Raw genomic sequence first — 22,843 nt, 5'->3', positions numbered from 1 at the left:
GGCGTGGACATCTTCCTCGCGCTGCTGGCCGGCGTACCCATGACGCTGCTGCTGACGTTCGGCAGCCTCGCGATCGGCGCAGTCCTCGGCGTCCCGCTGGTGCTGATGCGCCGGTCGTCGAAGGCGCTCGTGCACCTGCCGGCGCGCGCGGTCATCGAGATCGCCCGCGGCATCCCGCCGATCGTCTGGCTGTTCATCATCTTCTTCGGGGTGGGGGCGTCGCTGCCCGACCTCAGCCCGCTCGCGGCCGCACTCATCGGCCTCGGGGTGATCTCGGCGGGCTACATGGCCGAGATCTATCGCGGCGGCTGGGTCGCCGTCGGCCACGGCCAGGAGGAGGCGGCCGACGCGCTCGGCCTGCGCCGGGGCCACACGCTGGCCGACGTCATCGGCCCACAGGTGTTTCGGGTGTCGCTGCCGGCCGCGGCCGGCTATGGCATCGGCCTGCTGAAGGACTCGTCGGTGGCCTACACGATCGGCGTCACCGAGGTCATGTATTTCGCCAACGAGCAGTCGAAGTCGTCGTCCGACGCCATGACGCCGTTCCTCATCGCCGCGCTCGTCTACATCATCATGACCGTCCCGTGCGCCTGGGGCGCCCGCGCACTCGACGCGCGCCTGCGGAAGGCGGTCTCCCGATGATCGACTATCTCCCGAACCTCGCCCAGGGCCTGCTGATCTCGTTGCAGCTCACCGTGGCCGCGCTCGCGCTCGGGCTGCCGGGCGGCCTCGTCCTCGCCCTGCTCGCGGCGTCACCGGTCAAGGCGGTCCGCTGGATCACGATCCCGCTGGTCGAGCTCGGCCGCGGTACGCCGATGCTCGTCGTCCTGCAGATCTTCTATTTCGGGCTGCCGTCCTTCGGGCTCACGCTGTCGTCGTTCATCGCGGCCACGCTGGCGCTGGCGCTGACGACCGCCGCGTACACCTCGGAGATCCTGCGAGGGGCGCTGCTGTCGGTCAACGAGGGCCACATCGAGGCGGCGCAGGCCATGGGCATGCGCCAGCTCGACACCCTGCGCGACATCCTCCTGCCGCAGGCCATCCGCGTCGCGATCCCTGCCCTGATGGGGTTTGCGATCCTGATCTTCCAGGGAACGTCGCTGGCCTACACCATTGCGTTGCCCGAACTGCTCAGCCAGGCGTACTCGGCCGGGTCATCGACGTTCCGCTATCTCGCGATCCTCTCGATCGCCGGACTCATGTATGCGGTCATCACCGTCCCCGCCAGCATTCTCAGCGACCGACTGGAGCGCCGCATGGCGCGCTACACCTGACCATCCCAACCAACCGAACCTCACTGCTTTCCCTTACCACCAGGAGAATCCCATGACCCGCAAACTCGCGGCAGCTGCCACCGCACTCGTCACCGTCGCCGCCCTGTCCGCCTGTGGCGGCGGCGCCAGCGGCGGTGCGGCGCAGGCCAACTGCACCCCCAAGCACCAGTTCGAGACCGTCAAGAAGGGCTCCCTCACCGTCGCCTTCTATGACCTCCCGCCGTTCACGAAGGCCGAGGGCAAGAAGGTCACCGGGGTCGACGGCGAGATCCTCGACGAGATCGCCAAGATGGAGTGCCTCGACATCGTGGCCCAGCCGCTCGCGGCCGCCGCCGTCATCCCCACCGTCCAGTCGGGGCGTGCCGACCTCGCCGCCGCCGACTGGTATCGCACGAAGGCCCGCGCCGAGATCGTGACCCTGAGCGATCCGATGTATCTCGACCAGATGGCGATCATCTCCAAGGACGGACTCAGGTCGGTGCAGGCGTTGAAGGGCAAGAAGGTCGGCACGGTCGACGGCTACATGTGGGTGGAGGACATGAAGAAGCTCCTCGGCGACAGCCTCAAGGTCTATCCCTCGACGCTGAACATGAACCAGGACCTGAAGGCCGGCCGCATCGAGGTCGGCATCGACTCCTATGGCTCGGGCGTCTTCAACAACCCCGACCTCAAGGTGAAGGTCGTCGACGTCGACCCGGCCGTGGGAGGCACGAAGGAGGCCGCCCAGTCGACCTTCCCGATGCCGAAGGGCAAGGACGCGCTGGCCAAGGCCATCAACGAGGACATCGCCGAGCTCCACAAGAACGGCAAGATCAAGGAGATCCTCGTCAAGCACAAGCTCGACGCGACCGCCGGTGACGTGGGCGCGCCGCGCGTGCTCTGATTGCCCTGCAGAGCAACAGGTTCACAAGGACGCGCCGTCCGCCCGGGATTCGGGCGGATGGCGCGTTCGCTGTGTCACAAGGGGATGTACGCCGGGTGAGCTCAGACCGCCCGGCCCGCGCGGAGCCCCGAGTGGAGACAGCCGCCGAGGAAGGTCCCCTCGAGCGCGCGCCAGCCGTGGACCCCACCACCGCCGAAGCCCGCGGCCTCGCCGACCGCGTACAGGCCCTCGATCGAGTCCCCGTCGGCGCCCAGCACGCGCGCGTCGAGGTCGGTGTGGAGGCCGCCCAGCGTCTTGCGGGTCAGGACGTGCAGGCGGGTGGCGATCAGGCGGCCGCCCGAGCCGTGGTGACCGGGGCGGTTCGGATCGGTCAGGCGATGCGGCGCCACGACGCGCATCAGCTTGTCGACCACGAAGGTGCGCGCCGCGCGGGTCGCGACCACCTGCGGGTCCTTCCCGAGGCCCGTCGCGACCTGGCCGTCGCGTTCGCTGATCGTCGCGAGCAGGGCGTCGGCGTCGATGTCGTCGTTGCCCACCAGCGCGTTCATCTTCGCCGCGAGCTCGGCCACTGTGTCGGCGACCACGATGTCGATGCCGGCGTCGATGAACGCCTGCACCTCCGGCGTGGGGCCGGGGCGCAATCGCTTGCTGAGCAGGGGGACGTCCTTGCCGGTGAGGTCGGCGTTCTGCTCCGACCCCGACAGCGCGAACTCCTTGGCGATGGTCGCCTCGTCGAGCACGAACCACGACCAGGAGTCGCCGCGACCGGTGATCTCGCGCAGCGTGCCGAGCGCGTCGAACCCGGGGAAGTTGGGGGCGGGAAGGCGCTCGCCGCGGGCGTCGAGCCACAGCGACGACGGCGCGGGCAACACGCGGATGCCGTGCTGCGACCACAGCGGGTCGTGGCTGCGGATGCCCTCCGGGTAGTGCCACATGCGGTCGCGATTGATGATCGCGCCACCGGCGTCCTGGGCGATGAGCAGCATCGACCCGTCGACATAGTCGGGCACGCCCTGCACGATGTCCCCGCGGTTGGGCAGCGACCCGTGGGCCGCGGGCCACAGCTCGCGCACCAGGTCGAGGTTGCCGCCGATGCCGCCGGAGGCCACGACGACCTTCGCGGCGCGGAGCGCGAACTCACCGACACCGTCGCGCGTGGTCGGCCGGCCGCGCTCGGCATGGTCGGGGGCGAGCGTGCGGCCGCGTACGGTCCAGCCGCCGGCGTCGCGCTCGAGGCCCTCGACATAGTGGCGGAACTTCAGGTCGACCAGGCGCGACGCGAGCGCCCGTTCGGCGAAGGGCGCGACCACGCCCGGTCCGGTGCCCCAGGTGATGTGGAAGCGCGGGACGGTGTTGCCGTGCCCGGGGGAGAGGTGGCCGCCGCGCTCGGCCCACTGGACGAGCGGAAAGAAGCGGACGCCGAGCTGGTGCAGCCAGGCGCGCTTCTCACCGGCGGCGAAGTGGACGTACGCCTCCGCCCACTTCCGGCCCCACGCGTCCTCGGGACGGTCGAAGTTGGCGGACCCGAGCCAGTCGGACAGCGCGAGTTCTTCGCTGTCGCGAACGCCGAGGCGGCGCTGCTCGGGGGAGTTGACGAGGAAGAGGCCGCCGAACGACCAGAAGGCCTGACCGCCGATCGACTGGGGGCCCTCGCCGTCCACGATGATGACCCTCTGGCCGCGCTCGGCGGCGGTGGTGGCGGTGACGAGGCCCGACAGGCCCGCGCCGATCACGATGACATCTGCGTCCATTGATCAAGCGTCCCACAAGGGTGGGGTGCTGGGAAGGGGTTCGTCAGCGCACGGGAGGAGGCGTCAGGCGAGGCCGATCCGCGTCGCGTGGTCGTCGACGATCCGGTTCCAATAGGGATCGGCGGGGTCGACCGACCCGACGAGGTGGCCGAAGCGCTCGAGCGAGACAGTGCCGAGCAGGTGGGTCCAGGCGTCGACGACGGCGGCGAGCGTGGCGGGGTCGAGGTCGACGTCGAGCTGGGCCGCGAGGTCGCCGAGCTGGCGGCGGAGCAGGCCCGTCGGGGCATCGGCTGTCGCATGGGCCTCGGCGTCCGCGGCGATGCGGATCAGCACCAGGGCGACGCGCGAGGCGGGCTCGACGGTGTCCTGCGGTGCGGCATAGTCCGGCACCGGCGAGCCGTAGATCAACGCCCACTCGTGGGGGTGCTCGGCGGCCCAGGCGCGGATGGCGTGGCACGCGTTGCGCCAGCGGCCCCGGTGGTCGCCGCGGCGCCGCCTGCGCTCGGCCGTGGTCACCGCGTCGGCGAGCGACGCGTACGCGGTGGTGATCAGCCGGGTGAGCAGGGCGTCGCGGCTCGCGACATAGCGATAGACCGCCGACGACGACACCCCGAGGTCGCGGGCGATGGCGCGGAGGGAGAGCTGCTGGGGGCCGACCTCGGCGAGCTGGGCGCGGCCGAGCTCGAGGATGCGCTCGAGCGTGGCGGCGTGGGCGATCTCGCGCGGCGTGGGCATGGACCCATGGTGGAACGCGAGAGCACGGGAAGCAAATGAGAGCAGTGCTCTTGCTCGTGGCCAGGGCGGTGTGCCACGATGAAAACAGAGAGCGGCGCTCTCGTTGTCTGCTGAGGAGACGTCATGGACATCCGCCGAATCATCAACCGACTCGTGGTGGCGCTGGCCGGCGCCAGACTCCTGCCGGGCGCGCGCGTACTCGAAGTGCGTGGTCGCCGGTCGGGGGAACTGCGGCGCGCCGTGGTGAACCCCCTGGCGTACGCGGGGTCCACCCACCTCGTGGCCCCGCGCGGGCAGACCCAGTGGGTACGCAACGTCCGCGCGGCCGGGCGCTGCAGGGTCGGGGGAGCGGAGTTCACGGCCCACGAGGTACCCGTCGCCGACCGCGGCCCGCTCCTGGCGGCGTACGTCGCGCGCTGGGGGTGGCAGGTGCGCTCGTGGATGTCCGACGAGCCCGACGCAGCCGCCCATCCCGTGTTCCGGCTGGAGCCGGTCAGCCCAAGCCCGTATTAGCGACCCGTAATCCCACTCAGCACACCGTGCAGGGGCTGCTGAGTGGGATTACGGGTCGCTAATACGTGGATGGGGGAGCCTGTCCGATTCCCCTAGACTGCCGCCCATGTCGGAAAACCTCCAGATCGCCCAGGATGTCGTGGCCGATCATGACCGGGTCGTCGTCGTCGACTTCGGTGCCCAGTACGCCCAGCTCATCGCCCGTCGCGTCCGCGAGGCCGACGTCTTCTCCGAGATCGTGCCCTCGACGGCGTCGGTCGACGAGATCCTCGCGAAGCAGCCCTCGGCGATCATCCTGTCCGGCGGCCCGTCGTCGGTGTACGCCGAGGGCGCGCCCCAGGTCGATCCCGCGCTGTTCGAGGCCGGCGTACCGGTGTTCGGCATCTGCTACGGCTTCCAGGCCATGGCCGCCGCCCTCGGCGGCACGGTGCAACAGACCGGCCTGAGCGAGTTCGGGCGTACGCAGACCACCGTCGCCGAGCCTGGCCGCCTCCTGGCCGACCTGCCCGCATCGATGAACATCTGGATGAGCCACGGCGACTCGGTGGCCGAGGCCCCCGAGGGCTTCACGACCCTCGCGTCGACCCCCGGCGCGCAGGTCGCCGCGTTCGAGAACGTCGACCGGCGCCTCGCCGGCGTCCAGTGGCACCCCGAGGTCAACCACTGCGAGCGCGGCCAGGACGTGCTCGAGCACTTCCTGTTCGACGTCGCGGGGGTGCGACCCGACTGGACCGCGGCCAACATCGTGGAGGACTCCGTCGCCGCGATCCGCGAGCAGGTCGGCGACAAGCGCGTCCTCTGCGCGCTGTCCGGCGGCGTCGACTCCGCCGTCGCGGCGGCCCTGGTGCAGAAGGCCATCGGTGACCAGCTCACCTGCGTGTTCGTCGACCACGGCCTGCTCCGCAAGGGCGAGGCCGAGCAGGTCGAGCAGGACTATGTGGCCGCCACGGGCGTCGACCTCGTCGTCAAGGAGGTGTCCGACCAGTTCCTCGGCCACCTCGCCGGCGTCACCGACCCCGAGACGAAGCGCAAGATCATCGGGCGCGAGTTCATCCGCACGTTCGAGGCCGCCGCGCGAGAGATCGCCGACGACCACGGCATCGACTTCCTCGTGCAGGGCACGCTCTATCCCGACGTCGTCGAGTCCGGCGGCGGCGAGGGCGCGGCCAACATCAAGTCCCACCACAACGTGGGCGGCCTGCCCGACGACCTCCAGTTCCAGCTCATCGAGCCCCTGCGCACCCTGTTCAAGGACGAGGTACGCGCGGTCGGCGCCGAGCTCGGCCTGCCCGACGCCATGGTCTGGCGCCAGCCGTTCCCCGGCCCGGGGCTCGCGATCCGCATCATCGGCGAGGTCACCCGCGACCGCCTCGACCTGTTGCGCGAGGCCGATGCCATCGCGCGCGCCGAGCTGACGGCCGCCGGGCTCGACCGCGACGTCTGGCAGTTCCCCGTGGTCCTCCTGGCCGACGTGCGCTCGGTCGGGGTCCAGGGGGACGGGCGTACGTATGGTCACCCGATCGTCCTGCGCCCCGTCAGCTCCGAGGACGCCATGACGGCCGACTGGAGCCGCTTGCCCTACGAGCTGCTCGAGAAGGTCTCGACCCGCATCACCAACGAGGTGCGCGAGGTCAACCGCGTCGTCGTCGACATCACGTCGAAGCCGCCGGGCACCATCGAGTGGGAGTGAGGCGTACGCGCCCTCCGAGACAGAGCAACGGCCCCGAGCGGATTCGCTCGGGGCCGTTGTGCTGGGGTCAGCGCAGGTCGTCGCCGTTCGGGTAGCCGTTGCCCTGCGTACCCGGGTGGGTGCCGTAGGGCTGGTTCGTGCCGGCGTTCTTCTTGGCCTGCTGGTCCTTCACCCACGCCTCGCCGCGCTTGAACGCGTCCTCGGCGATCGTCTTCTCGCCGGTGTCGGCCGGGATGACGGCCCACGCGAGGAGGTAGGCGACGATGCCGACGCCGGTGAACAGCACGAGGGCGGCGACGCCCAGGCGGACGAGCGTGGCGTCGACGCCGAAATAGCGCGCGGCGCCGCCGCAGACGCCGCCCAGCATCTTGTCGCTGGTGCTGCGGGTGAGCTTCTTGGTCGAGTAGTCGTTCATGGTCTCTCCTTGTTGGGTGGGAATCCAGGCAATCGGTGGGCGGTCGGTCAGGTCTGGTCGCGTCCCCGCGAGAGGACGAGCCCCGCGCCGCCCACGGCGACGAGGAAGACGGGCAGGGCGACCTTGAGCCAGTCGCCGCGCAGGGTCCCGCCGAACGCCACGAACAGCGATGCGGCGGCGAAACAGGTGAAGATCGAGCCCATCACGAGGCCGACGACGTCGGGGCGCGTACGCTCCGGGCGCCGGTCGCCGCGCGTGTCGACGGTGGTACGCCGGGCGCTCATCGCTCGATCACCAGCTGGCCGGCGTCGACGTGGGCGACGATCGTGAGCAAGGGACCGGTTGGCGACGGGTCGTCCACCGTGGTGCCCTTGACGTCGACGCCCCCCTCGTGAGTCCGACCCAGGATCGAGGCGTGCCCGACATCGGTCGAGTAGTCGACGCGGACCCGCGCGTTCTGGGGCACCTTGATGTGGAGGTGGCCGACGTCGACCTTCGCGGTCATGGTGCGGTCCTCGGTGAGTGTCACCGCCGACAGGTCGATGTCGACCGGGCCGCGGTTGCGGATCACCTCGACGGGGATGTCGGACGGCGCCACGGCCGTGATCATGGTCGCGGCGCTCGGGCTGTGATTGCTGCGATCGGCGAGTCCGCCGAGCGTCGTGAGCGCCAGCACCACGCCGAGCGCCACGAACCCGCGGGGGCGGCCGAAGCGCGTGCCGGCGAGCAGGGCGAGCCCCACCACGAGGAGCGCCGCCGCGGGATAGGCCTCGAACGGGACGACGCGGAAGATGTCCACGACGCCGACCGCGCCGAGTGCGGCGCCCATCGCGGTCAGGCCGAGCCAGGCGAGGCGGCGGTTCGTCCGCCGCGCCCGGGTCGTCGGCTCGACCGACGCCCCGGTCGAGGTCGCCAGGGTCGTGGGCTCGGCGTACAGGCCGACGGGATCGGGGGCCGCGAGGAAGGCCTCGAGCGAATAGCCGGGATGGGTCGCGTACGCGGGCTCCTGCGTACGCCCGCTCTGGAGCTCGACCCCGGGTGTCCGCGGGGGCGGGGGCGGCATCTGGCCACTGCGCGCGAGGTGGTCGTGGACGCGGGCCTGCCAGGCGGCCGCCAGCTGGGTGAACTCGGTCTCCTGGGCGAACGGCGACGAGGTGGTGGCGGTGACCGACGTGTGTTCGCGGGAATGCCCGGACCGGTCCGCGGCGGCGGCGCGGCGGGGACGATGGAAGCCGAAATACCAGACCGCGAGGACCACCAGCGACGGTGTGACGCCGAAGGGGAGGATGGCGCCCAGCGCCGCCGACACGAGCAGCGAGGCGACGACCAGGACGGCGCCGACTGCCACCGGGGGCCACTGCCGCCAGCCGGGGAAGACGCCGTCGAGATGGCTGCGGTCGGACCCCTGCTTCGGGAGGGCGAGCCAGGCGGCTGCGTACAACACGATGCCGACGCCGCCGCCGAGCGCGAGGACGACGCAGACGATGCGGAGCACGAGCGGGTCGATGCGCCACGAGGCCGCGAGTCCGGCGCAGACGCCGGCGGCCTTGGCGTCGGGCGCGGCGCTGCGGCGCAGCGTGGTGAGGTCCATGCGTCCATGGTTCCCGGTGGGGGCGCTCCGCACCATCGGGGGTGACCCCGACTTTCACCCCTGTGAGCGATCCACACGTCGGGCTTCAGGGGATCATGGGTGATGTCCCTGTTGGCCAGGGGCGTGCCGCGTGTGAGGCTGGGAGGACCATGGCGACCACTGACCCGACCCCTCCCGCGCGCGCCGACGAGTTCGAGCGCCGCGGGTCGGTCACGCCCGCCGATCAGGCCGCGGCGAAGCCCGGGACCGCGGTCGACCGCCCCGACGGCCCACACGCCCGGGCGACCCGCGACCCCGACGGTGCCTGGCTCGGCGGTGTCTGCACCGGCCTGGCCGCCCACCTCGGCTGCCCCGTCATGGTCCTGCGCGTCGGCTTCGTCGCCCTGGCGGCCGTCCAGTTCATCGGTCTCCTCGTGTACGCGGCCCTCTGGCTCGCCCTTCCGCCCGCGGGTCCGAAGGAGCAGGCGCCGGGACTCGAGTCGGCGCAGCGCACGAACATGCGTACGGTCGAGAAGAAGGCCAGGCGGGCCAGCGACGTCGGGGCCGTGCTGGCCCTCGGCATGTTGGCCCTCGGCCTCTTCGCACTCGCCCAGACCAGTGGGATGGGCATGTCGCAGGCGTTCTTCTGGCCCGTTCTGTTCGCCGGCGCCGGGCTGGCGCTGGTGTGGCGTACGGCCGACACCGCGGGCCAGCAGCGCCCCGAACGCGTCGACGGACCGACCTGGCTCGCCCCGTTCGTCGCCCGCGGCCGCCTGCTGACCATCGCGCGCATCGTGCTCGGCATGGCCCTTGTGGGCGCCGCCGTGTCGTTCGTGATCGCCGCGCAGGCAGGCATGCAGGAGCTGCCAAGCGCCCTGGCCACCATCGGCCTCGGCATCGCCGGCACCGGCCTCGTCGTCGCGCCGTGGGTCTATCGCTCGCGCATCGCCCTGCGTACGGCGCGGGAGGACAAGGTGCGCGCCGACGAGCGCGCCGACATGGCCGCCCACCTGCACGACTCGGTGCTGCAGACGCTCGCGCTGATCCAACGCCAGTCCGATGACCCGAAGGCCGTCTCGACGCTCGCCCGCCGGCAGGAGCGGGAGCTGCGTACGTGGCTGTATGGCGACGTCATCAAGGAGGCCACTGTCAAGGCCGCCCTGGCCGCCGCGGCGGCCGAGGTCGAGGACGAGCGCGGCACGCCGGTCGAGGTCGTGTGCGTCGGCGACGTGCCCATGGACGAGCGCGTCGAGGCCACGATCCGCGCGGCGCGCGAGGCGATGGTCAACGCGGCCAAGCACTCGGGGGCGCCCAAGATCGACGTGTACGCCGAGGCCGACGAGGACGCGCTCGAGGTGTTCATCCGCGACCGCGGCCGGGGCTTCGACATGGCCGACATCGAGGACGACCGCATGGGCGTGCGAGGATCGATCCTGGGACGCATGGAACGCCACGGTGGCAGCGCCCGCATCAGGTCGGCCCCCGGGGACGGCACCGAAGTGAGACTGGAGATGAAGCGATGACGAACACCGACCAGCCCGGTCGCCCGCTCGGCGAGCAGCCGAGCGGACTCGGCAGCGGCAACACGGCGAGTTCGCCCGTCGGGGGAGTGCCCACCGATCCCACCAAGCGCCTGCGCGTCGTGGTGGTCGACGACCACGCGATGTTCCGGGCCGGCGTGAAGCACGAGATCGGCCGCTCGGTCGACGTCGTCGGCGAGGGCGAGGACGTCGCGACGGCGGTGGCCGCGATCGCGCGTACGCAGCCCGACGTGGTGCTGCTGGACGTCCACCTGCCCGGCGGCGGCGGGGTCGAGGTGCTGAAACAGGTCCACGCGGTCGATCCGGACCGGCGGTTCCTGGCGCTGTCGGTGTCGGACGCGGCCGAGGATGTCATCGGCGTCATCCGCGGCGGGGCCAGGGGCTACGTGACCAAGTCGATCTCGTCCGACGAGCTGATCGACGCGATCCGGCGTGTGTCGGAGGGCGACGCGGTGTTCTCGCCGCGGCTGGCCGGGTTCGTGCTGGACGCGTTCTCGGGCGCCATCGACATCGCGTCGGTCGACGAGGACCTCGACAAGCTGTCGAACCGCGAGCGCGAGGTGCTCCGGCTGATCGCACGGGGGTACGCGTACAAGGAGATCGCGAAGGAGCTGTTCATCTCGATCAAGACCGTGGAGACCCACGTGTCGTCGGTGCTCCGCAAGCTGCAGCTGTCGAACCGCCACCAGCTGACGCGGTGGGCGACGGACCGCAAGCTGGTCTGAGCGTCGCCCCTGTTCTGGGAACGAAGAACCGCCCCCCGCGTGAGCGGGGGGCGGTTCGGTGAATATTGGGGAAGGCTGAGCCTGGATCAGACGCGGGCGCCGCCACCACGACGCTGCATGGCGCCGTAGATGGCCAGGACGATCAGCGAACCGATGACCGCGATGATCACGGAGATGATCCAGTTGCCCGAGAGCGCGAGGCTCAGCGAACCGTTGAGGAGGAGGTTGGAGAGCAGACCACCGACGAGCGCACCGATGACGCCGAGGATGATCGTTGCCACGATGCCGCCACCCTGCTTGCCGGGCATGATGGCCTTTGCGATGGCGCCGGCGATGAGGCCAACGATGATGTAAAAGAGAATCGTCATGTGGCAAATGTAGCGGTAATCGCATGCTCGGTAGCAACTATATCGACAATTCTCAGTAACGCTTTGGTCAGAGTGACGTGAACATCGGTGGGATTCCGCGTTTTTGCGAGAAATTCCTCATTTCAGCGTGACCTTATCGTGACCGTCTGGGTTGATTTCTCAATCGTCTCTCAGCGAATGACGGGTCATCCCCATCACAGCAGCGGGCTCAGCGGCTTCAGCACGGCCTCGGAGAACTTCATCATCCAGTGGCGCGACGTCCACTCGTCGAGGGTGAGTTCGCGGCAGTTGGTGAGGTCGAGCTCGAACACTTCGGCCATCTTCCCGGCCATCACCTCGTCGGTGATGTCGAGGTTGACCTCGTAGTTGCCGGCCAGCGACAACCGGTCGAGGTTGGCCGTGCCGACCGTGGTCCACGCGTCGTCCACGAGCGCGGTCTTGGCGTGGACCATCGCGCCCTGGAACAGGAACAGGCGTACGCCGCCGTTCAGCAGCGCGCGGTAGCAGCCGCGCGAGACCCAGTCGGCCACGATGTGGTTGGAGCGCTCCGGGACGATGATGCGGACGTCGACGCCCCGGCGTACGGCCTGGGTGAGGGAGCGCAGGAGATCCTCGTCAGGGATGAGGTAGGCGTGGGTCAGCCAGATGCGGTCGGTGGCGCGGTCGATGGCCTCGAGATACATGTAGCGGATCGGGAAGACGCCGAGTTTCGGCACGTTGCGCTGCACCTTGATGCGGGAGAAGAAGTCACGGCGGGTCGAGTCGACCAGTTGGGCACGGGCGTGGGACGGGCGCAGGTTCCAGAAGTCGATGAAGGCGTTGTCGAGCTCCGCCACGGCCGGCCCCTCGAGCCGGACGTGCGTGTCGCGCCAGTCAGTCGCGTACAGCGAGCCGATGTTGTAGCCGCCGATGAAGCCGACCTCGCCGTCGACCGTCATCAGCTTGCGGTGGTTGCGCCCGAAGTTCCGCGGGTGCCAGAAGTCCCACACCGGGTCGATGATCGGGTGGCGCAACACCTGGATCTTCGGGTTGAAGCGATAGAACTTCGGCGGGACGACCAGGTTGGCGAAGCCGTCCCAGACCAGGTGGACCTCGACACCGCGGTCGGCGGCGTGGTTCAGCGCCCGGCGGAAGGCGCGGCCGGTGGCGTCGCTCTTCCAGATGTAGGTCTCGAGGAAGATCCGCTCGCGGGCCCCCATGATCGCCTCGAGCATCGCGTCGAAGACGTCCTGGCCGTAGGTGTAGACCGTCACCTCGGAGCCGGCCGCCTCGACCGGTGTGGGGTCGGTGCGGGGGAAGACGACCGGGCTGCGGTCGCGCTTGCGCTGGTTGTCGACGACGGTCAGGGCGGCGATGGTCACGGCCTGGAGCCCGATCCCCGCGAGCACCGCGCGGCCGGCCCAGGTGCGGACACGTCGGAAGAACATGCCCCGAGACTAGCCGGGGCGACGACGGGTCGGTTTTGTCGGTCGTCGGGCCTAGGCTTGGGTGCGCCATGACGACACCCGATCTCGACTCCCTGTTCCCCGACTTCCAGCCCCAGCGCGCCGATCGGCCGACCCGGCGTACGCGGGGGGAGAAGCCCGCCCCGGAGAAGGGGCCCTCACCGCTGCTGGAGGGGCTGAACGAGCCCCAGAAGCAGGCGGTGCTCCACCGCGGGTCGCCCGTGCTCGTCGTCGCGGGTGCGGGGTCCGGCAAGACGCGCGTGCTGACGCGGCGCATCGCCCACCTGGTGAAGGAGCGCGGCGTCCATCCGGGGTCGATCCTCGCGATCACGTTCACCAACAAGGCCGCGGCCGAGATGCGCCACCGCGTGGCCGACATCGTCGGCAACCGGGCGAAGCTGATGTGGGTGTCCACGTTCCACTCGGCCTGCGTACGCATCCTGCGGGCCGAGATCGGGCGGTTCGGCTATTCGCGGTCGTTCTCGATCTATGACGACACCGACTCCAAGCGCCTGATGCAACTGGTCTGCAGCGACCTGTCCCTCGACCCCAAGCGGTTCCCCGTCCGCGGGGTCATGAACTGGGTGTCGAACGCGAAGAACGACCTCGTCGACCACGAGGCCATCGCGTCGCGCATCACGAACGGCAACGACGAGGTGTACGCGGAGGCGTACGGGGAATACCAGCGTCGGCTGCGGGCGGCGAACGCGGTCGACTTCGACGACCTGATCATGCTGACCGTCCACCTGCTGCAGGCGTTCCCCGACGTCCGCGAGCAATACCGGCGGCGGTTCCGCCACGTGCTGGTCGACGAATACCAGGACACGAACCACGCGCAGTACGCGCTGATCCGCGAGCTGTGCGGTCCGGAGGTCGGCGACGACGCCATCAAGGGCATCGAGCCGCCCGAACTGATGGTCGTCGGCGACTCCGACCAGTCGATCTATGCGTTCCGTGGGGCGACGATCCGCAACATCCTCGACTTCGAGTCCGACTTCCCGGGCGCGCGGACAATCCTGCTGGAGCAGAACTATCGCTCGACCCAGACGATCCTGACCGCGGCGAACGCGGTGATCTCGAAGAACGAGGGAAGGCCGGCCAAGAACCTGTGGTCCGACGCCGGCGACGGCAGCCGCATCACGGGCTATGTCGCCGACACCGACCGCGACGAGGCCCAATGGGTCGCGACCGAGATCGACCGGTTGGTCGACGCGGGGGAGGCGGCGTACGCCGACACGGCGGTCTTCTATCGCACCAACGCACAGTCGCGCGCGTTCGAGGAGGTGTTCATCCGCACCGGGCTGCCCTACAAGGTGGTCGGTGGCGTCCGCTTCTATGAGCGCAAGGAGGTGCGCGACCTCATCGCCTACCTCCGCGCGATCGCGAACCGGGCCGACGACGTGTCCGTACGCCGCATCCTGAATGTCCCCAAGCGCGGCATCGGCGACCGGGCCGAGGCCGTCGTCGAGGCCATCGCCCAGCGCGACCGCGTGCCGTTCGCCGACGCGCTGCGGCGGGTCGACGGGGCCGGGCTGGCCACGCGCTCGGAGAAGCAGATCAAGGGCTTCGTGGAACTCATGGACGCCCACGAGAAGATGGTCGCCGACGGCGCGGCCGCCGACGAGATCGTGGTGTCGATCCTGGCCGGGTCGGGCTATCTCGACGAACTGAAGAACTCGACCGATCCCCAGGACCAGACGCGGCTGGAGAACCTCGCCGAGTTCGTGGCGGTGGCCGAGGAGTTCGTGGCCGCCGCCGCGGTCGTCGACGCGGTCGACGACGAGGAGGGCCTGATCGGTGTGCCCGAGCCCGACCCGTCGCTCACGGCGTTCCTGGAGCGCATCGCGCTGGTCGCCGACTCCGACCAGATCCCCGACGCCCCCGAGGGCGAGGAGCGCGGCGTGGTGACGCTGATGACGCTCCACACGGCCAAGGGCCTCGAGTTCGACACGGTGTTCCTGACCGGGTTGGAAGACGGCGTCTTCCCCCACATGCGGGCGCTGGGCGACAAGGCCGAACTCGAGGAGGAGCGGAGGCTGGCGTACGTCGGTGTCACGCGGGCCCGCAAGCGGCTCCACCTGTCCCGCGCGGTGACGCGCGCCGCGTGGGGCGCGCCCCAGCACAACCCGGCCAGCCGGTTCCTCGACGAGGTGCCGGCCCACCTGATGGACTGGCAGCGGCTCGAGTCGGCCCAGACCCAGTGGCGGTCCACGTCGGCCACGTCGCGATGGGGCGATCGGCCCCGCAGCGGCACGGCCGACTTCGCCCAGACCGTGGGGTACGCGGCCAAGCGCGAGAAGCGGGAGGTGCCGTCGCTGGCCGCGGGAGACCGCGTGCTCCACTCGACGTTCGGCATGGGGACGGTCGTGGCGACCAGCGGCGCGGGAGACGCCACCAAGGCCGACATCGATTTCGGGTCGGTCGGCGTGAAGCGGCTCGCGCTGAAGTTCGCGCCGCTGGAGAAGCTGTAGGTCTCCCCGGAGACGAACGACCCCCGCGAGCCAGGGCTCGCGGGGGTCGCTGCTGTTCGGACCGGGCCGAGGCTCAGAGGCGTACGCCCTGGCTCAGCATCCAGCGGTAGGGGTCATCGGACGAATAGGGGTTCGACGTCTGGCCGCTGGCGGGGTAGTGCTCGAAGTGCAGGTGGGGGCCGAACGTGCGGCCCGTCATGCCGACGGCGCCGACCGGCTGGCCCGCGGCCACGGTCTGGCCGGGGCGGACGGCCGCGTGCGACATGTGCGCATACAGCGTGTAGGTGCCGTCGCCGTGGCGGACGATCACGTGGTTGCCGGCCCAGCCGCCCGCGTTCGGCGACACGACGATGCCGGACGAGACCGCGCGGATCTGGGTGCCGATGGGGGCCGACAGGTCGATGCCGGTGTGGTAGCGGGACCACGAGCCGACCGCACCCCAACCGGCGCCGCGGCTGTAGCTGGCCATGGGCTGGACGGCGCCGCCGGGGGAGACCGCCGGGGCCGGACCTGCGGCCGGGGCGGGGAGGCCGGGGGCCGGAGCCGCGGGGGCGGCCGGGCCGTTGTTGGTGGGGAGCTTGCCCTGCTTGATGAGCTCCTCGGTCTTGCGCTTCTCCTCGGCCAGGCGGGCCTGCTCGCGCTTGGCCGCCTCCTTGGTGTTGTTCAGCTCGGTGGAGCGCGCGTCCTGGATCGCGGTGCCGGACGACTCGTTCGAGCGCTGGTTCGACAGCGTGAGCGAGGCGCCGCGCTCACGGGCCTTCTGGGAGGCGACGGCGCGGTCGATCTCGGCGCGCACGGCGTTGCGGCTGGCTCCGTCGGCGGCGGCGCGCGAGAAGGCCTCGAGCGCACCGTCGGCCTGCGGCGTGTCGTGCTGGGCCTTCTCCTCGGGCGGGATCGCGGCCTCCTGGGCACGCTGCTGCACGGCCTCGGGAACGGCCTGCGTCGCGTCGGGGGAGGCGCCGCGGGCGGCGGTGGACGCGGAGGTCTCGACCGACTGGGCCGCGGCGGTCAGGCTGATCGAGCCGACGAGGCCGAGGCCCAGGGCTGATACGGCGGCTGCTGCGAGGGCGTGCTTGACGAGCGTGGTCGTCGTGTCCTCAGCCGTGTCAACGACGTGGGAAACGGCGCGACGGGGCCCGGCGTGGGCTGCTCGCCTGGCTTGCTTGAGTGCCATTCGTTCTCCTGGATCGTGCGCCCGGGGGTGGCGCCGAGGGAGAACTTATCCCTTTCTAAGAAACTTTCACAATTCGCACGGCTGAAATTGGGGCTGATGTGACGAAAGTGACGCGATTGGCGGTGATTCGGCCCGAAAGGTGAGCAGGTTCACACTGCGGCGGGCCATGCTGAGCGACCGGTCGGTCAGGAATGACCGGGGTGGAGGAGGATGCTCTCAGAGTCGGACGCCCTGGCGGAGAAGCCAGGCGTACGGATCGTCAGTGGAATAGACGTCTCCCGGACGGGCGTCGACGGGGTAGTGCTCGAAGTGGAGGTGGGGGCCGCGGGTGTTACCCGTCATGCCGACGATGCCGACGTGCTGGCCGGCCTGTACCACTTGTCCCGGGCGCACCGAGGTGCCATTGAGATGGGCGTACAGGGTGGCGGAGCCGTCGGTGTGGCGCACGACGACGTGGATGCCGGCCCACCCGGCACCGGATGCGCCGCTGGTCACGATGCCGGGGGCGGCGGACCGGACCGACGTGCCGATCGGGGCCGGGAGGTCCTGGCCCGTGTGGTAGCGGGCCCAGACGCCCACGGCCCCCCAGCGGGCCCCGACGGAGTAGGCACCCGGGGGCAGGGGGGTGGCGGCGGTGCCGCCGGTTCCGCCGGTGAGGGCCGGGCCGGCACCGCCGGGGATCGGCACGGGCAGGGCCTGCGGGCCGCCCGGGGGCGCCGCAGGATTGGGCAGGAGGCCCGCCTTCATGGCCTCGTCGGCCTTGCGCTTCTCCTCGGCGAGGCGGGCCTGCTCGCGCTTGGCTGCCTCCTTGGTGTTGTTGAGCTCGGTCGAGCGGGCGTCCTGGAGCGCCGCACCGGAGATGGCGGTCTGCCTCTGCTCGCCGTGGGTGAGGGAGGCGCCGCGCTCGCGCGCCTTCTGGGAGGCGACGGCGCGGTCGATCTCGGCGCGTACGGCGCTTCGGCTGGCCCCGTCGGCGGCTGCGCGGGAGAAGGCTTCGAGGGCGCCGGTCAACTCGGGGGAGTCGGGCTTCTGCTGGGCGGTCTCGGGCGGGACCGCGGCTTCCCGGGCTCGCCGGGTGGCCGCCTCGGGGATGGCCTGCGTCGTGTCGGGAGACGCCCCCTGAGCGGTGGACGCCGAGGTCCGGACCGACTGGGCCGCGGCCGTCAGGGAGATCGAACCGACGAGACCGATGCCGAGAGCCGACACCGCCGCGAGGGCGTGTTTGAGCAGGGACGAAAGGGTCTCCTCGGCCGGTGTGTTGACCTTGGAAGCGGCCCGGCGGGGCCCGGCGTGGGCCGCCCGCCGTGCAGTTGCGTGGGCCATGATTCTCCTGGTTCGAGCGCCCGGGGGTGTGGCGCCAGGACGAACCTAACGTTGCTAAGAGAATCTCACAATGCGATCAGCGAAATCGGGCCAGGATTGGTGCTGCTGGGTCTGGGGGGACGGTTGGGGCGTCGCCCGGAGGCCGGTGCGGCGGGTTCAGAGGCGGACGCCGAGCGACAACATCCACCGATAGGGGTCGTCCGTCACGTAGGGGTTGCCGACCACGCCGCTCGGGTAGTGCTCGAAGTGGAGGTGGGGTCCGAAGGTGCGGCCCGTCATGCCGACGGCGCCGATGGGCTGGCCCGCGGTGACAGTCTGGCCGGGGCGTACGAGCGAGGTGGACATGTGCGCATACAGCGTCGCGGAGCCGTCCGCGTGCCTGATGACGACGTGGGTGCCGGCCCACCCGCCTCCGTTGGGGGACATGACGACGCCGCCGGCGGCCGCGCGCAGCTGCGTGCCCACGGGCGCGGGGAGGTCCTGACCTGTGTGGTAGCGCGACCACGAGCCGACCGCGCCCCATCGCGCGCCGAGGCTGTAGGAGCCCGGGGCCATGGGGCTGGCACCGCGAGCGTTGACGCCGGCGGAGCCGGCCGGGGCGGCGGCGCTCACCTGCGGCGCCGCGGCCGGAGCCTTGGACGAGGACTGGGCTGCCGCGGCGGCGGCGGGCGCGGCCTGGGCCGGAAGGTTGCCGCCCTGGCTGCCCTGGGCGTTCTGGGCGTTCTGGGCGGCCTCCTGGGCCTTCTTCAGGGCCTCCTCGGCCTTGCGCTTCTCCTCGGCCAGGCGCGCCTGCTCCCGCTTGGAGGCCTCCGCGGTGTTCACGAGGTTCGTGGACCGGGCGTCCTGCACGGCGGCGCCGGAACTCTGCGACTGCTTCTCCTCGGCCATCGACAGGGTGGCGCCCCGCTCGCGGGCCTTCTGGTCGGCCACGGCGCGGTCGATCTCGGCGCGCACCGCATTGCGGGAGGTGCCGTCGGAGGAGGAGCGTCCGAAGGCGCCCAGGGCTCCGTCGCTCTGCTCGGGCTCGTCATTCCCGCGGTTGTCGATGGCCTGCTCGCCCTGGGCCTGGGGTGCTGGCGGGGCCGCCTTGGCCTGGGTGGTGTCGGGGGAGCCCTGGCCGGCGACGGTCGAACTCGCCGTCACCGTCGACTGGGCTCCGGCCGTCAGCGTCACGGTCGCGACGAGGCCGAGGCCCAACGCCGAGACCGCGAGCGCGGCCAGGCCTTGACTGATCAACGACGAGCCGTCGTCGAGGCCGCTGTTCGGAGCCAGCACCGTGGTGGGGTCAACAGCCGCAGCGCGGCGCGGACCCCTGGCCTGGCGGAACGAGCGAGAAGTCACGAGTTATCTCCTGAAGAACGACAATGTGAAGCGTGTGCAACGCGGGAACCGCGCACCCCTCCAAGGTAACGGGCGGATAACTGCGGAACAAGCGGAAGCCCAAGATTTTCTGAGATTCTCTCAGGGCGGCCAATTCGAGAGGTTGCCTGCGGCCCCGCGTACGCGACTTGTAGGGTGCTGTCTGTGGATACCAACGCCCCAGTTCGAGTGGTCGTCGCCAAGCCGGGTCTTGACGGACACGACCGCGGTGCCAAGGTCGTCGCCCGCGCCCTGAGGGACGCCGGCATGGAGGTCATCTACACCGGCCTCCACCAGACCCCGGAGCAGATCGTGAAGACCGCGATCGCCGAGGACGCGGATGCGATCGGCATGTCGATCCTGTCCGGCGCCCACATGACGCTGTTCGCCAAGGTCCTCGACCTCCTGAAGGCCGAGGACGCGAGCGACATCGTCGTGTTCGGCGGCGGCATCATCCCCGAGGACGACCGCCAGCCGCTGGCCGACCTCGGCGTCGCCCACGTGTTCACCCCGGGGGCGACGATGGCCGACATCGTGGCGTGGGTGCGCGACAACGTGAAGCGGCCGGCGTCCGTCTGATGACCGCGGAGGCGGCGTGCGCGCCCCCCGCCATCGATCGGCCGGCCCACCCACTAGGCTCCCCATCGCGGTCGCGAGGGGAGCCTCGTCGGTCCTGAACCCGTCTTGGCACGCGGATTTCCCACGAGCGCCGAGCAGCGATAGAAACATGAGCAGAGGCCGGGCCCCCCGGCGTACCCAAGCCGCCAAGCACGGCGGACAACCTCCCGCCATCGAGCGGGAACGAACAAGGATGGAGCCGTCGTGGATCTCTACGAATACCAGGCGCGCGACCTCTTCGAGTCGCATGGCGTGCCGGTCCTTCGGGGCATCACCGTCACCGACGCCGAGGAGGCCCGCAAGGCCGCCGAGGAGCTCGGAACTCCCGTCGTCGTCGTCAAGGCCCAGGTGAAGACCGGTGGGCGTGGCAAGGCCGGCGGCGTGAAGATCGCCAAGAGCGCCGAGGAAGCGGTCGAGAAGGCCCGCGAGATCCTCGGGATGGACATCAAGGGCCACACGGTTCAGCGGGTCATGCTCGCCGAGGGCGCCGACATCGCCGAGGAATACTATTTCTCGCTGCTGCTCGACCGCGCCAACCGCAGTTATCTCGCGATGTGCTCGAAGGAGGGCGGCGTCGACATCGAGACGCTGGCCGTCGAGCGCCCCGAGGCCCTGGCCAAGGTGGCCGTCGATCCGGTCGTCGGCATCGACGAGGCCAAGGCGCTCGAGATCGCCCGCGAGGCGGGGTTCGACGAGGCCGACCACGCCAAGCTCGCGGAGGTCTTCCAGCTGCTCGGCAAGGTCTATCAGGCCGAGGACGCCACGCTCGTCGAGGTGAACCCGCTGATCAAGTCGGGCGACGGCCGCATCATCGCGCTGGACGGCAAGGTGTCGCTCGACGAGAACGCCCGCTTCCGCCATGAGGGTCACGAGGCCCTCGAGGACCACTCGGCGACCGATCCGCTGGAGAAGAAGGCCCAGGACCTCAACCTCAACTATGTGAAGCTCGACGGCAACGTCGGCATCATCGGCAACGGCGCGGGCCTCGTCATGTCGACGCTCGACGTGGTGGCGTACGCGGGCGAGGAGTTCCCCGGGGCGCCCAAGCCCGCCAACTTCCTCGACATCGGCGGCGGCGCCAACGCCGAGGTCATGGCCAACGGCCTCGACGTCATCCTCGGCGACGAGCAGGTGAAGTCGGTGTTCGTCAACGTCTTCGGCGGCATCACGGCGTGCGACGCGGTCGCCAACGGCATCGTGCAGGCGTACGAGATCCTGAAGGGGAAGGGCTCCGAGCCCAAGCCGCTGGTCGTGCGCCTCGACGGCAACAACGCCGAGCTGGGTCGCAAGATCCTCGACGACGCCGCTCTGCCGCTGCTGGAGCGCGTCGACACCATGGACGGGGCGGCGCGCCGCGTCGCCGAGCTGGCCTCCCAGGCCAAGTGAGAGGACCAGAACAACAATGGCTATCTTCCTGACATCCGATTCCAAGGTCATCGTCCAGGGCATGACCGGCTCCGAGGGCATGAAGCACACGCAGCGCATGCTCGACTCCGGCACGAACATCGTCGGCGGCGTCAACCCCAAGAAGGCCGGTGAGACCGTCGAGTTCACCGGCGGCGTCGCGGTCCCCGTGTTCGGCTCGGTCGCCGAGGCCATGATGGAGACCGGCGCAGATGTGTCGGTCATCTTCGTCCCGGCGAAGTTCACCAAGTCGGCAGTCGTCGAGGCCATCGAGGCCGAGATGCCGCTCGCGGTCTGCATCACCGAGGGCGTGGCGGTCAAGGACACCGCCGAGTTCTTCACGATGACCCAGGGCTCCAAGACCCGCCTCATCGGCCCGAACTGCCCCGGCCTCATCTCGCCCGGACAGTCGAACGCCGGCATCATCCCGGCCGACATCGCGCCGAAGCCCGGCCGCATCGGCCTGGTGTCGAAGTCGGGCACGCTGACCTACCAGATGATGTACGAGCTGCGGGACTTCGGTTTCTCCACCGGCGTCGGCATCGGCGGCGACCCCATCATCGGGACCACCCACATCGACTGCCTGCAGGCGTTCCAGGACGATCCCGAGACCGACGCGATCGTGATGATCGGCGAGATCGGCGGCGACGCGGAGGAGCGGGCGGCCGACTACATCAAGGCGAACGTCACCAAGCCGGTCGTCGGCTATGTCGCGGGCTTCACCGCTCCCGAGGGCAAGACCATGGGCCACGCCGGCGCCATCGTGTCGGGCTCGTCGGGCACGGCCGCGGCGAAGAAGGAGGCCCTCGAGGCCGCCGGTGTGAAGGTCGGCAAGACGCCGTCCGAGACCGCCGCCCTGATGCGCGAGATCATGGAGGGCCTCAGCAAGTGAGCTGAGCCCCGCGCACGCGACGCCCGTCCCCGTGGGGGCGGGCGTCGTTGCGTTGAGGCGCAACTTGTACGCACGCGTGCGTGTGGGGGCTGGGTTGGTGGCCCTCGGTTCCCTCGGGCGCAACTTGTGCACACGGGTGCGTGAGTCGGGTCGACACGCCGGGGTGGGTAGGCAACCCTCGCACACGGGACGAATCAGCGCGTACGCCCGGACTGGCCGGCCCACCAGCGTCGCGACGCGGCGACCAGTTCGTCGCCCATCGGGGACGGGTTGTGCGCCACCTCCCATCGGAATCCGTCGGGATCGGCGAAGTAGCCGGAGTAGCCGCCCCAGTCGCGAACCGTTCCGGGTTCGACCGCGGTCGCGCCCGCCCGGGAGGCCGTGTGGAGGACCGCGTCGACCTCGGCGGGTGAGCTCACGTTGTGGGCCAGCGTGATCGGCGCGAGGCCCGAGGCCGGCGTACCGACTTCGACCTCGAACTCATGCCGTGCCCACAGGGACAGGACCAGGCCCTCGCCGAGGGGGATCATGACCACCTCGCCGGCGGCCTCGAACGTGACGGGCCACCCCAGCCCGGTGACGTAGAAGTCACGAGTGCGCGCGAGGTCGCGTACCGCCAGGGTGACGAAGTTGAGGCGTGGGTCCATGTCGCGATTCTCGCAGGACGTCGCGTGTGCACGAGTTGCGTCGAC

General features: G+C 70.4%; 22 protein-coding genes. 11 read left to right on the top strand and 11 right to left on the bottom strand.

Going from position 1 to position 22,843, the window contains the following annotated elements:
- Positions 1–3: 3 nt before the first annotated feature.
- Genes ACYVAG_RS03085 through ACYVAG_RS03075 form a run of 3 tightly spaced genes read left to right on the top strand, consistent with a single transcriptional unit; the run spans position 4 to position 2,157 of the window.
- The gene (locus ACYVAG_RS03085) at positions 4–642 is read left to right on the top strand and encodes an amino acid ABC transporter permease (RefSeq protein WP_460766329.1); all 639 of its coding nucleotides are present in this window, start codon (positions 4–6) and stop codon (positions 640–642) included.
- Positions 639–1,274: an amino acid ABC transporter permease gene (locus ACYVAG_RS03080; RefSeq protein WP_460766326.1), complete on the top strand. Its 636-nt coding sequence runs from the start codon at positions 639–641 to the stop codon at positions 1,272–1,274. Before ACYVAG_RS03085 ends, ACYVAG_RS03080 begins: the two co-directional genes overlap by 4 nt.
- A 52-nt stretch (positions 1,275–1,326) precedes the next feature.
- Complete coding sequence (locus ACYVAG_RS03075; protein ID WP_460766323.1) at positions 1,327–2,157, top strand: substrate-binding periplasmic protein; 831 nt, start codon at positions 1,327–1,329, stop codon at positions 2,155–2,157.
- A gap of 101 nt (positions 2,158–2,258) precedes the next feature.
- On the opposite strand, the gene ACYVAG_RS03070 is transcribed toward ACYVAG_RS03075, so the two are convergent.
- Complete coding sequence (locus tag ACYVAG_RS03070; protein ID WP_460766321.1) at positions 2,259–3,908, bottom strand: FAD-binding dehydrogenase; 1,650 nt, start codon at positions 3,906–3,908, stop codon at positions 2,259–2,261.
- 63 nt (positions 3,909–3,971) lie between these two features.
- Positions 3,972–4,643 (bottom strand): TetR/AcrR family transcriptional regulator, encoded by a 672-nt coding sequence (locus tag ACYVAG_RS03065; RefSeq protein ID WP_460766318.1) that lies wholly within the window; start codon positions 4,641–4,643, stop codon positions 3,972–3,974.
- A 123-nt stretch (positions 4,644–4,766) separates the two neighbouring features.
- Between ACYVAG_RS03065 and ACYVAG_RS03060 the strand changes: the two genes are divergently transcribed.
- Together ACYVAG_RS03060 and guaA are read left to right on the top strand one after the other, a co-directional pair.
- Entirely contained in the window at positions 4,767–5,156 is a 390-nt protein-coding gene (locus tag ACYVAG_RS03060; protein WP_460766315.1) for a nitroreductase/quinone reductase family protein, read from the top strand.
- Positions 5,157–5,262: 106 nt separating this feature from the next.
- The gene (gene guaA / locus ACYVAG_RS03055) at positions 5,263–6,846 is read left to right on the top strand and encodes a glutamine-hydrolyzing GMP synthase (protein WP_460766312.1); all 1,584 of its coding nucleotides are present in this window, start codon (positions 5,263–5,265) and stop codon (positions 6,844–6,846) included.
- 67 nt (positions 6,847–6,913) lie between these two features.
- Here the strand turns inward: guaA and ACYVAG_RS03050 are convergent, their stop codons facing one another.
- Genes ACYVAG_RS03050 through ACYVAG_RS03040 form a run of 3 tightly spaced genes read right to left on the bottom strand, consistent with a single transcriptional unit; the run spans position 6,914 to position 8,852 of the window.
- A complete protein-coding gene (locus tag ACYVAG_RS03050; RefSeq protein ID WP_460766310.1) occupies positions 6,914–7,261 on the bottom strand; it encodes a PspC domain-containing protein in 348 nt (115 codons plus the stop codon).
- A gap of 47 nt (positions 7,262–7,308) precedes the next feature.
- Positions 7,309–7,545, bottom strand: coding sequence for a hypothetical protein (locus tag ACYVAG_RS03045; protein ID WP_460766307.1), 237 nt, complete (start codon positions 7,543–7,545; stop codon positions 7,309–7,311).
- Positions 7,542–8,852 (bottom strand): PspC domain-containing protein, encoded by a 1,311-nt coding sequence (locus ACYVAG_RS03040; protein WP_460766305.1) that lies wholly within the window; start codon positions 8,850–8,852, stop codon positions 7,542–7,544. The genes ACYVAG_RS03045 and ACYVAG_RS03040 overlap by 4 nt, the downstream gene beginning before the upstream one ends.
- A gap of 149 nt (positions 8,853–9,001) precedes the next feature.
- Here ACYVAG_RS03040 and ACYVAG_RS03035 point away from each other — a divergent pair, with 149 nt between their 5' ends.
- Together ACYVAG_RS03035 and ACYVAG_RS03030 are read left to right on the top strand one after the other, a co-directional pair.
- The gene (locus ACYVAG_RS03035) at positions 9,002–10,354 is read left to right on the top strand and encodes an ATP-binding protein (RefSeq protein ID WP_460766302.1); all 1,353 of its coding nucleotides are present in this window, start codon (positions 9,002–9,004) and stop codon (positions 10,352–10,354) included.
- Entirely contained in the window at positions 10,351–11,097 is a 747-nt protein-coding gene (locus ACYVAG_RS03030; protein WP_460766299.1) for a LuxR C-terminal-related transcriptional regulator, read from the top strand. Before ACYVAG_RS03035 ends, ACYVAG_RS03030 begins: the two co-directional genes overlap by 4 nt.
- A gap of 86 nt (positions 11,098–11,183) precedes the next feature.
- Here the strand turns inward: ACYVAG_RS03030 and ACYVAG_RS03025 are convergent, their stop codons facing one another.
- Positions 11,184–11,465 carry a GlsB/YeaQ/YmgE family stress response membrane protein gene (locus ACYVAG_RS03025; protein ID WP_460766296.1) on the bottom strand — a complete coding sequence of 94 codons (282 nt, stop codon included), beginning with the start codon at positions 11,463–11,465 and terminating at the stop codon, positions 11,184–11,186.
- A 194-nt stretch (positions 11,466–11,659) separates the two neighbouring features.
- The gene (locus ACYVAG_RS03020; RefSeq protein ID WP_460766293.1) at positions 11,660–12,892 is read right to left on the bottom strand and encodes a phospholipase D-like domain-containing protein; all 1,233 of its coding nucleotides are present in this window, start codon (positions 12,890–12,892) and stop codon (positions 11,660–11,662) included.
- A 68-nt stretch (positions 12,893–12,960) separates the two neighbouring features.
- Here ACYVAG_RS03020 and pcrA point away from each other — a divergent pair, with 68 nt between their 5' ends.
- Positions 12,961–15,381, top strand: coding sequence for a DNA helicase PcrA (gene pcrA, locus ACYVAG_RS03015; protein ID WP_460766290.1), 2,421 nt, complete (start codon positions 12,961–12,963; stop codon positions 15,379–15,381).
- 73 nt (positions 15,382–15,454) lie between these two features.
- Here pcrA and ACYVAG_RS03010 read toward each other — a convergent pair whose 3' ends face one another.
- From ACYVAG_RS03010 to ACYVAG_RS03000, 3 genes are all read right to left on the bottom strand, one after another.
- Positions 15,455–16,555 carry a peptidoglycan DD-metalloendopeptidase family protein gene (locus tag ACYVAG_RS03010; RefSeq protein WP_460766288.1) on the bottom strand — a complete coding sequence of 367 codons (1,101 nt, stop codon included), beginning with the start codon at positions 16,553–16,555 and terminating at the stop codon, positions 15,455–15,457.
- A gap of 216 nt (positions 16,556–16,771) precedes the next feature.
- Positions 16,772–17,878: a peptidoglycan DD-metalloendopeptidase family protein gene (locus tag ACYVAG_RS03005; RefSeq protein WP_460766285.1), complete on the bottom strand. Its 1,107-nt coding sequence runs from the start codon at positions 17,876–17,878 to the stop codon at positions 16,772–16,774.
- Between the two features lie 156 nt (positions 17,879–18,034).
- On the bottom strand, positions 18,035–19,219 hold the full coding sequence (locus tag ACYVAG_RS03000) for a peptidoglycan DD-metalloendopeptidase family protein (RefSeq protein WP_460766282.1): 1,185 nt from the start codon (positions 19,217–19,219) through the stop codon (positions 18,035–18,037).
- Between the two features lie 183 nt (positions 19,220–19,402).
- On the opposite strand from ACYVAG_RS03000, the gene ACYVAG_RS02995 reads away from it, so the two are divergent.
- The 3 genes from ACYVAG_RS02995 to sucD all read left to right on the top strand — a co-directional run bounded on the left by ACYVAG_RS02995 (position 19,403) and on the right by sucD (position 22,151).
- Entirely contained in the window at positions 19,403–19,816 is a 414-nt protein-coding gene (locus tag ACYVAG_RS02995; RefSeq protein WP_460766280.1) for a cobalamin B12-binding domain-containing protein, read from the top strand.
- A gap of 243 nt (positions 19,817–20,059) precedes the next feature.
- Positions 20,060–21,241 carry an ADP-forming succinate--CoA ligase subunit beta gene (sucC, locus tag ACYVAG_RS02990; protein ID WP_460766277.1) on the top strand — a complete coding sequence of 394 codons (1,182 nt, stop codon included), beginning with the start codon at positions 20,060–20,062 and terminating at the stop codon, positions 21,239–21,241.
- A 16-nt stretch (positions 21,242–21,257) separates the two neighbouring features.
- A complete protein-coding gene (gene sucD / locus ACYVAG_RS02985; RefSeq protein ID WP_460766274.1) occupies positions 21,258–22,151 on the top strand; it encodes a succinate--CoA ligase subunit alpha in 894 nt (297 codons plus the stop codon).
- 194 nt (positions 22,152–22,345) lie between these two features.
- Here the strand turns inward: sucD and ACYVAG_RS02980 are convergent, their stop codons facing one another.
- Positions 22,346–22,798: a VOC family protein gene (locus ACYVAG_RS02980; protein WP_460766271.1), complete on the bottom strand. Its 453-nt coding sequence runs from the start codon at positions 22,796–22,798 to the stop codon at positions 22,346–22,348.
- Positions 22,799–22,843: the final 45 nt, after the last annotated feature.

The sequence above is a fragment of the Mariniluteicoccus flavus genome (genome assembly GCF_054776655.1).
This window is presented reverse-complemented; position numbering and strand designations above follow the sequence as displayed.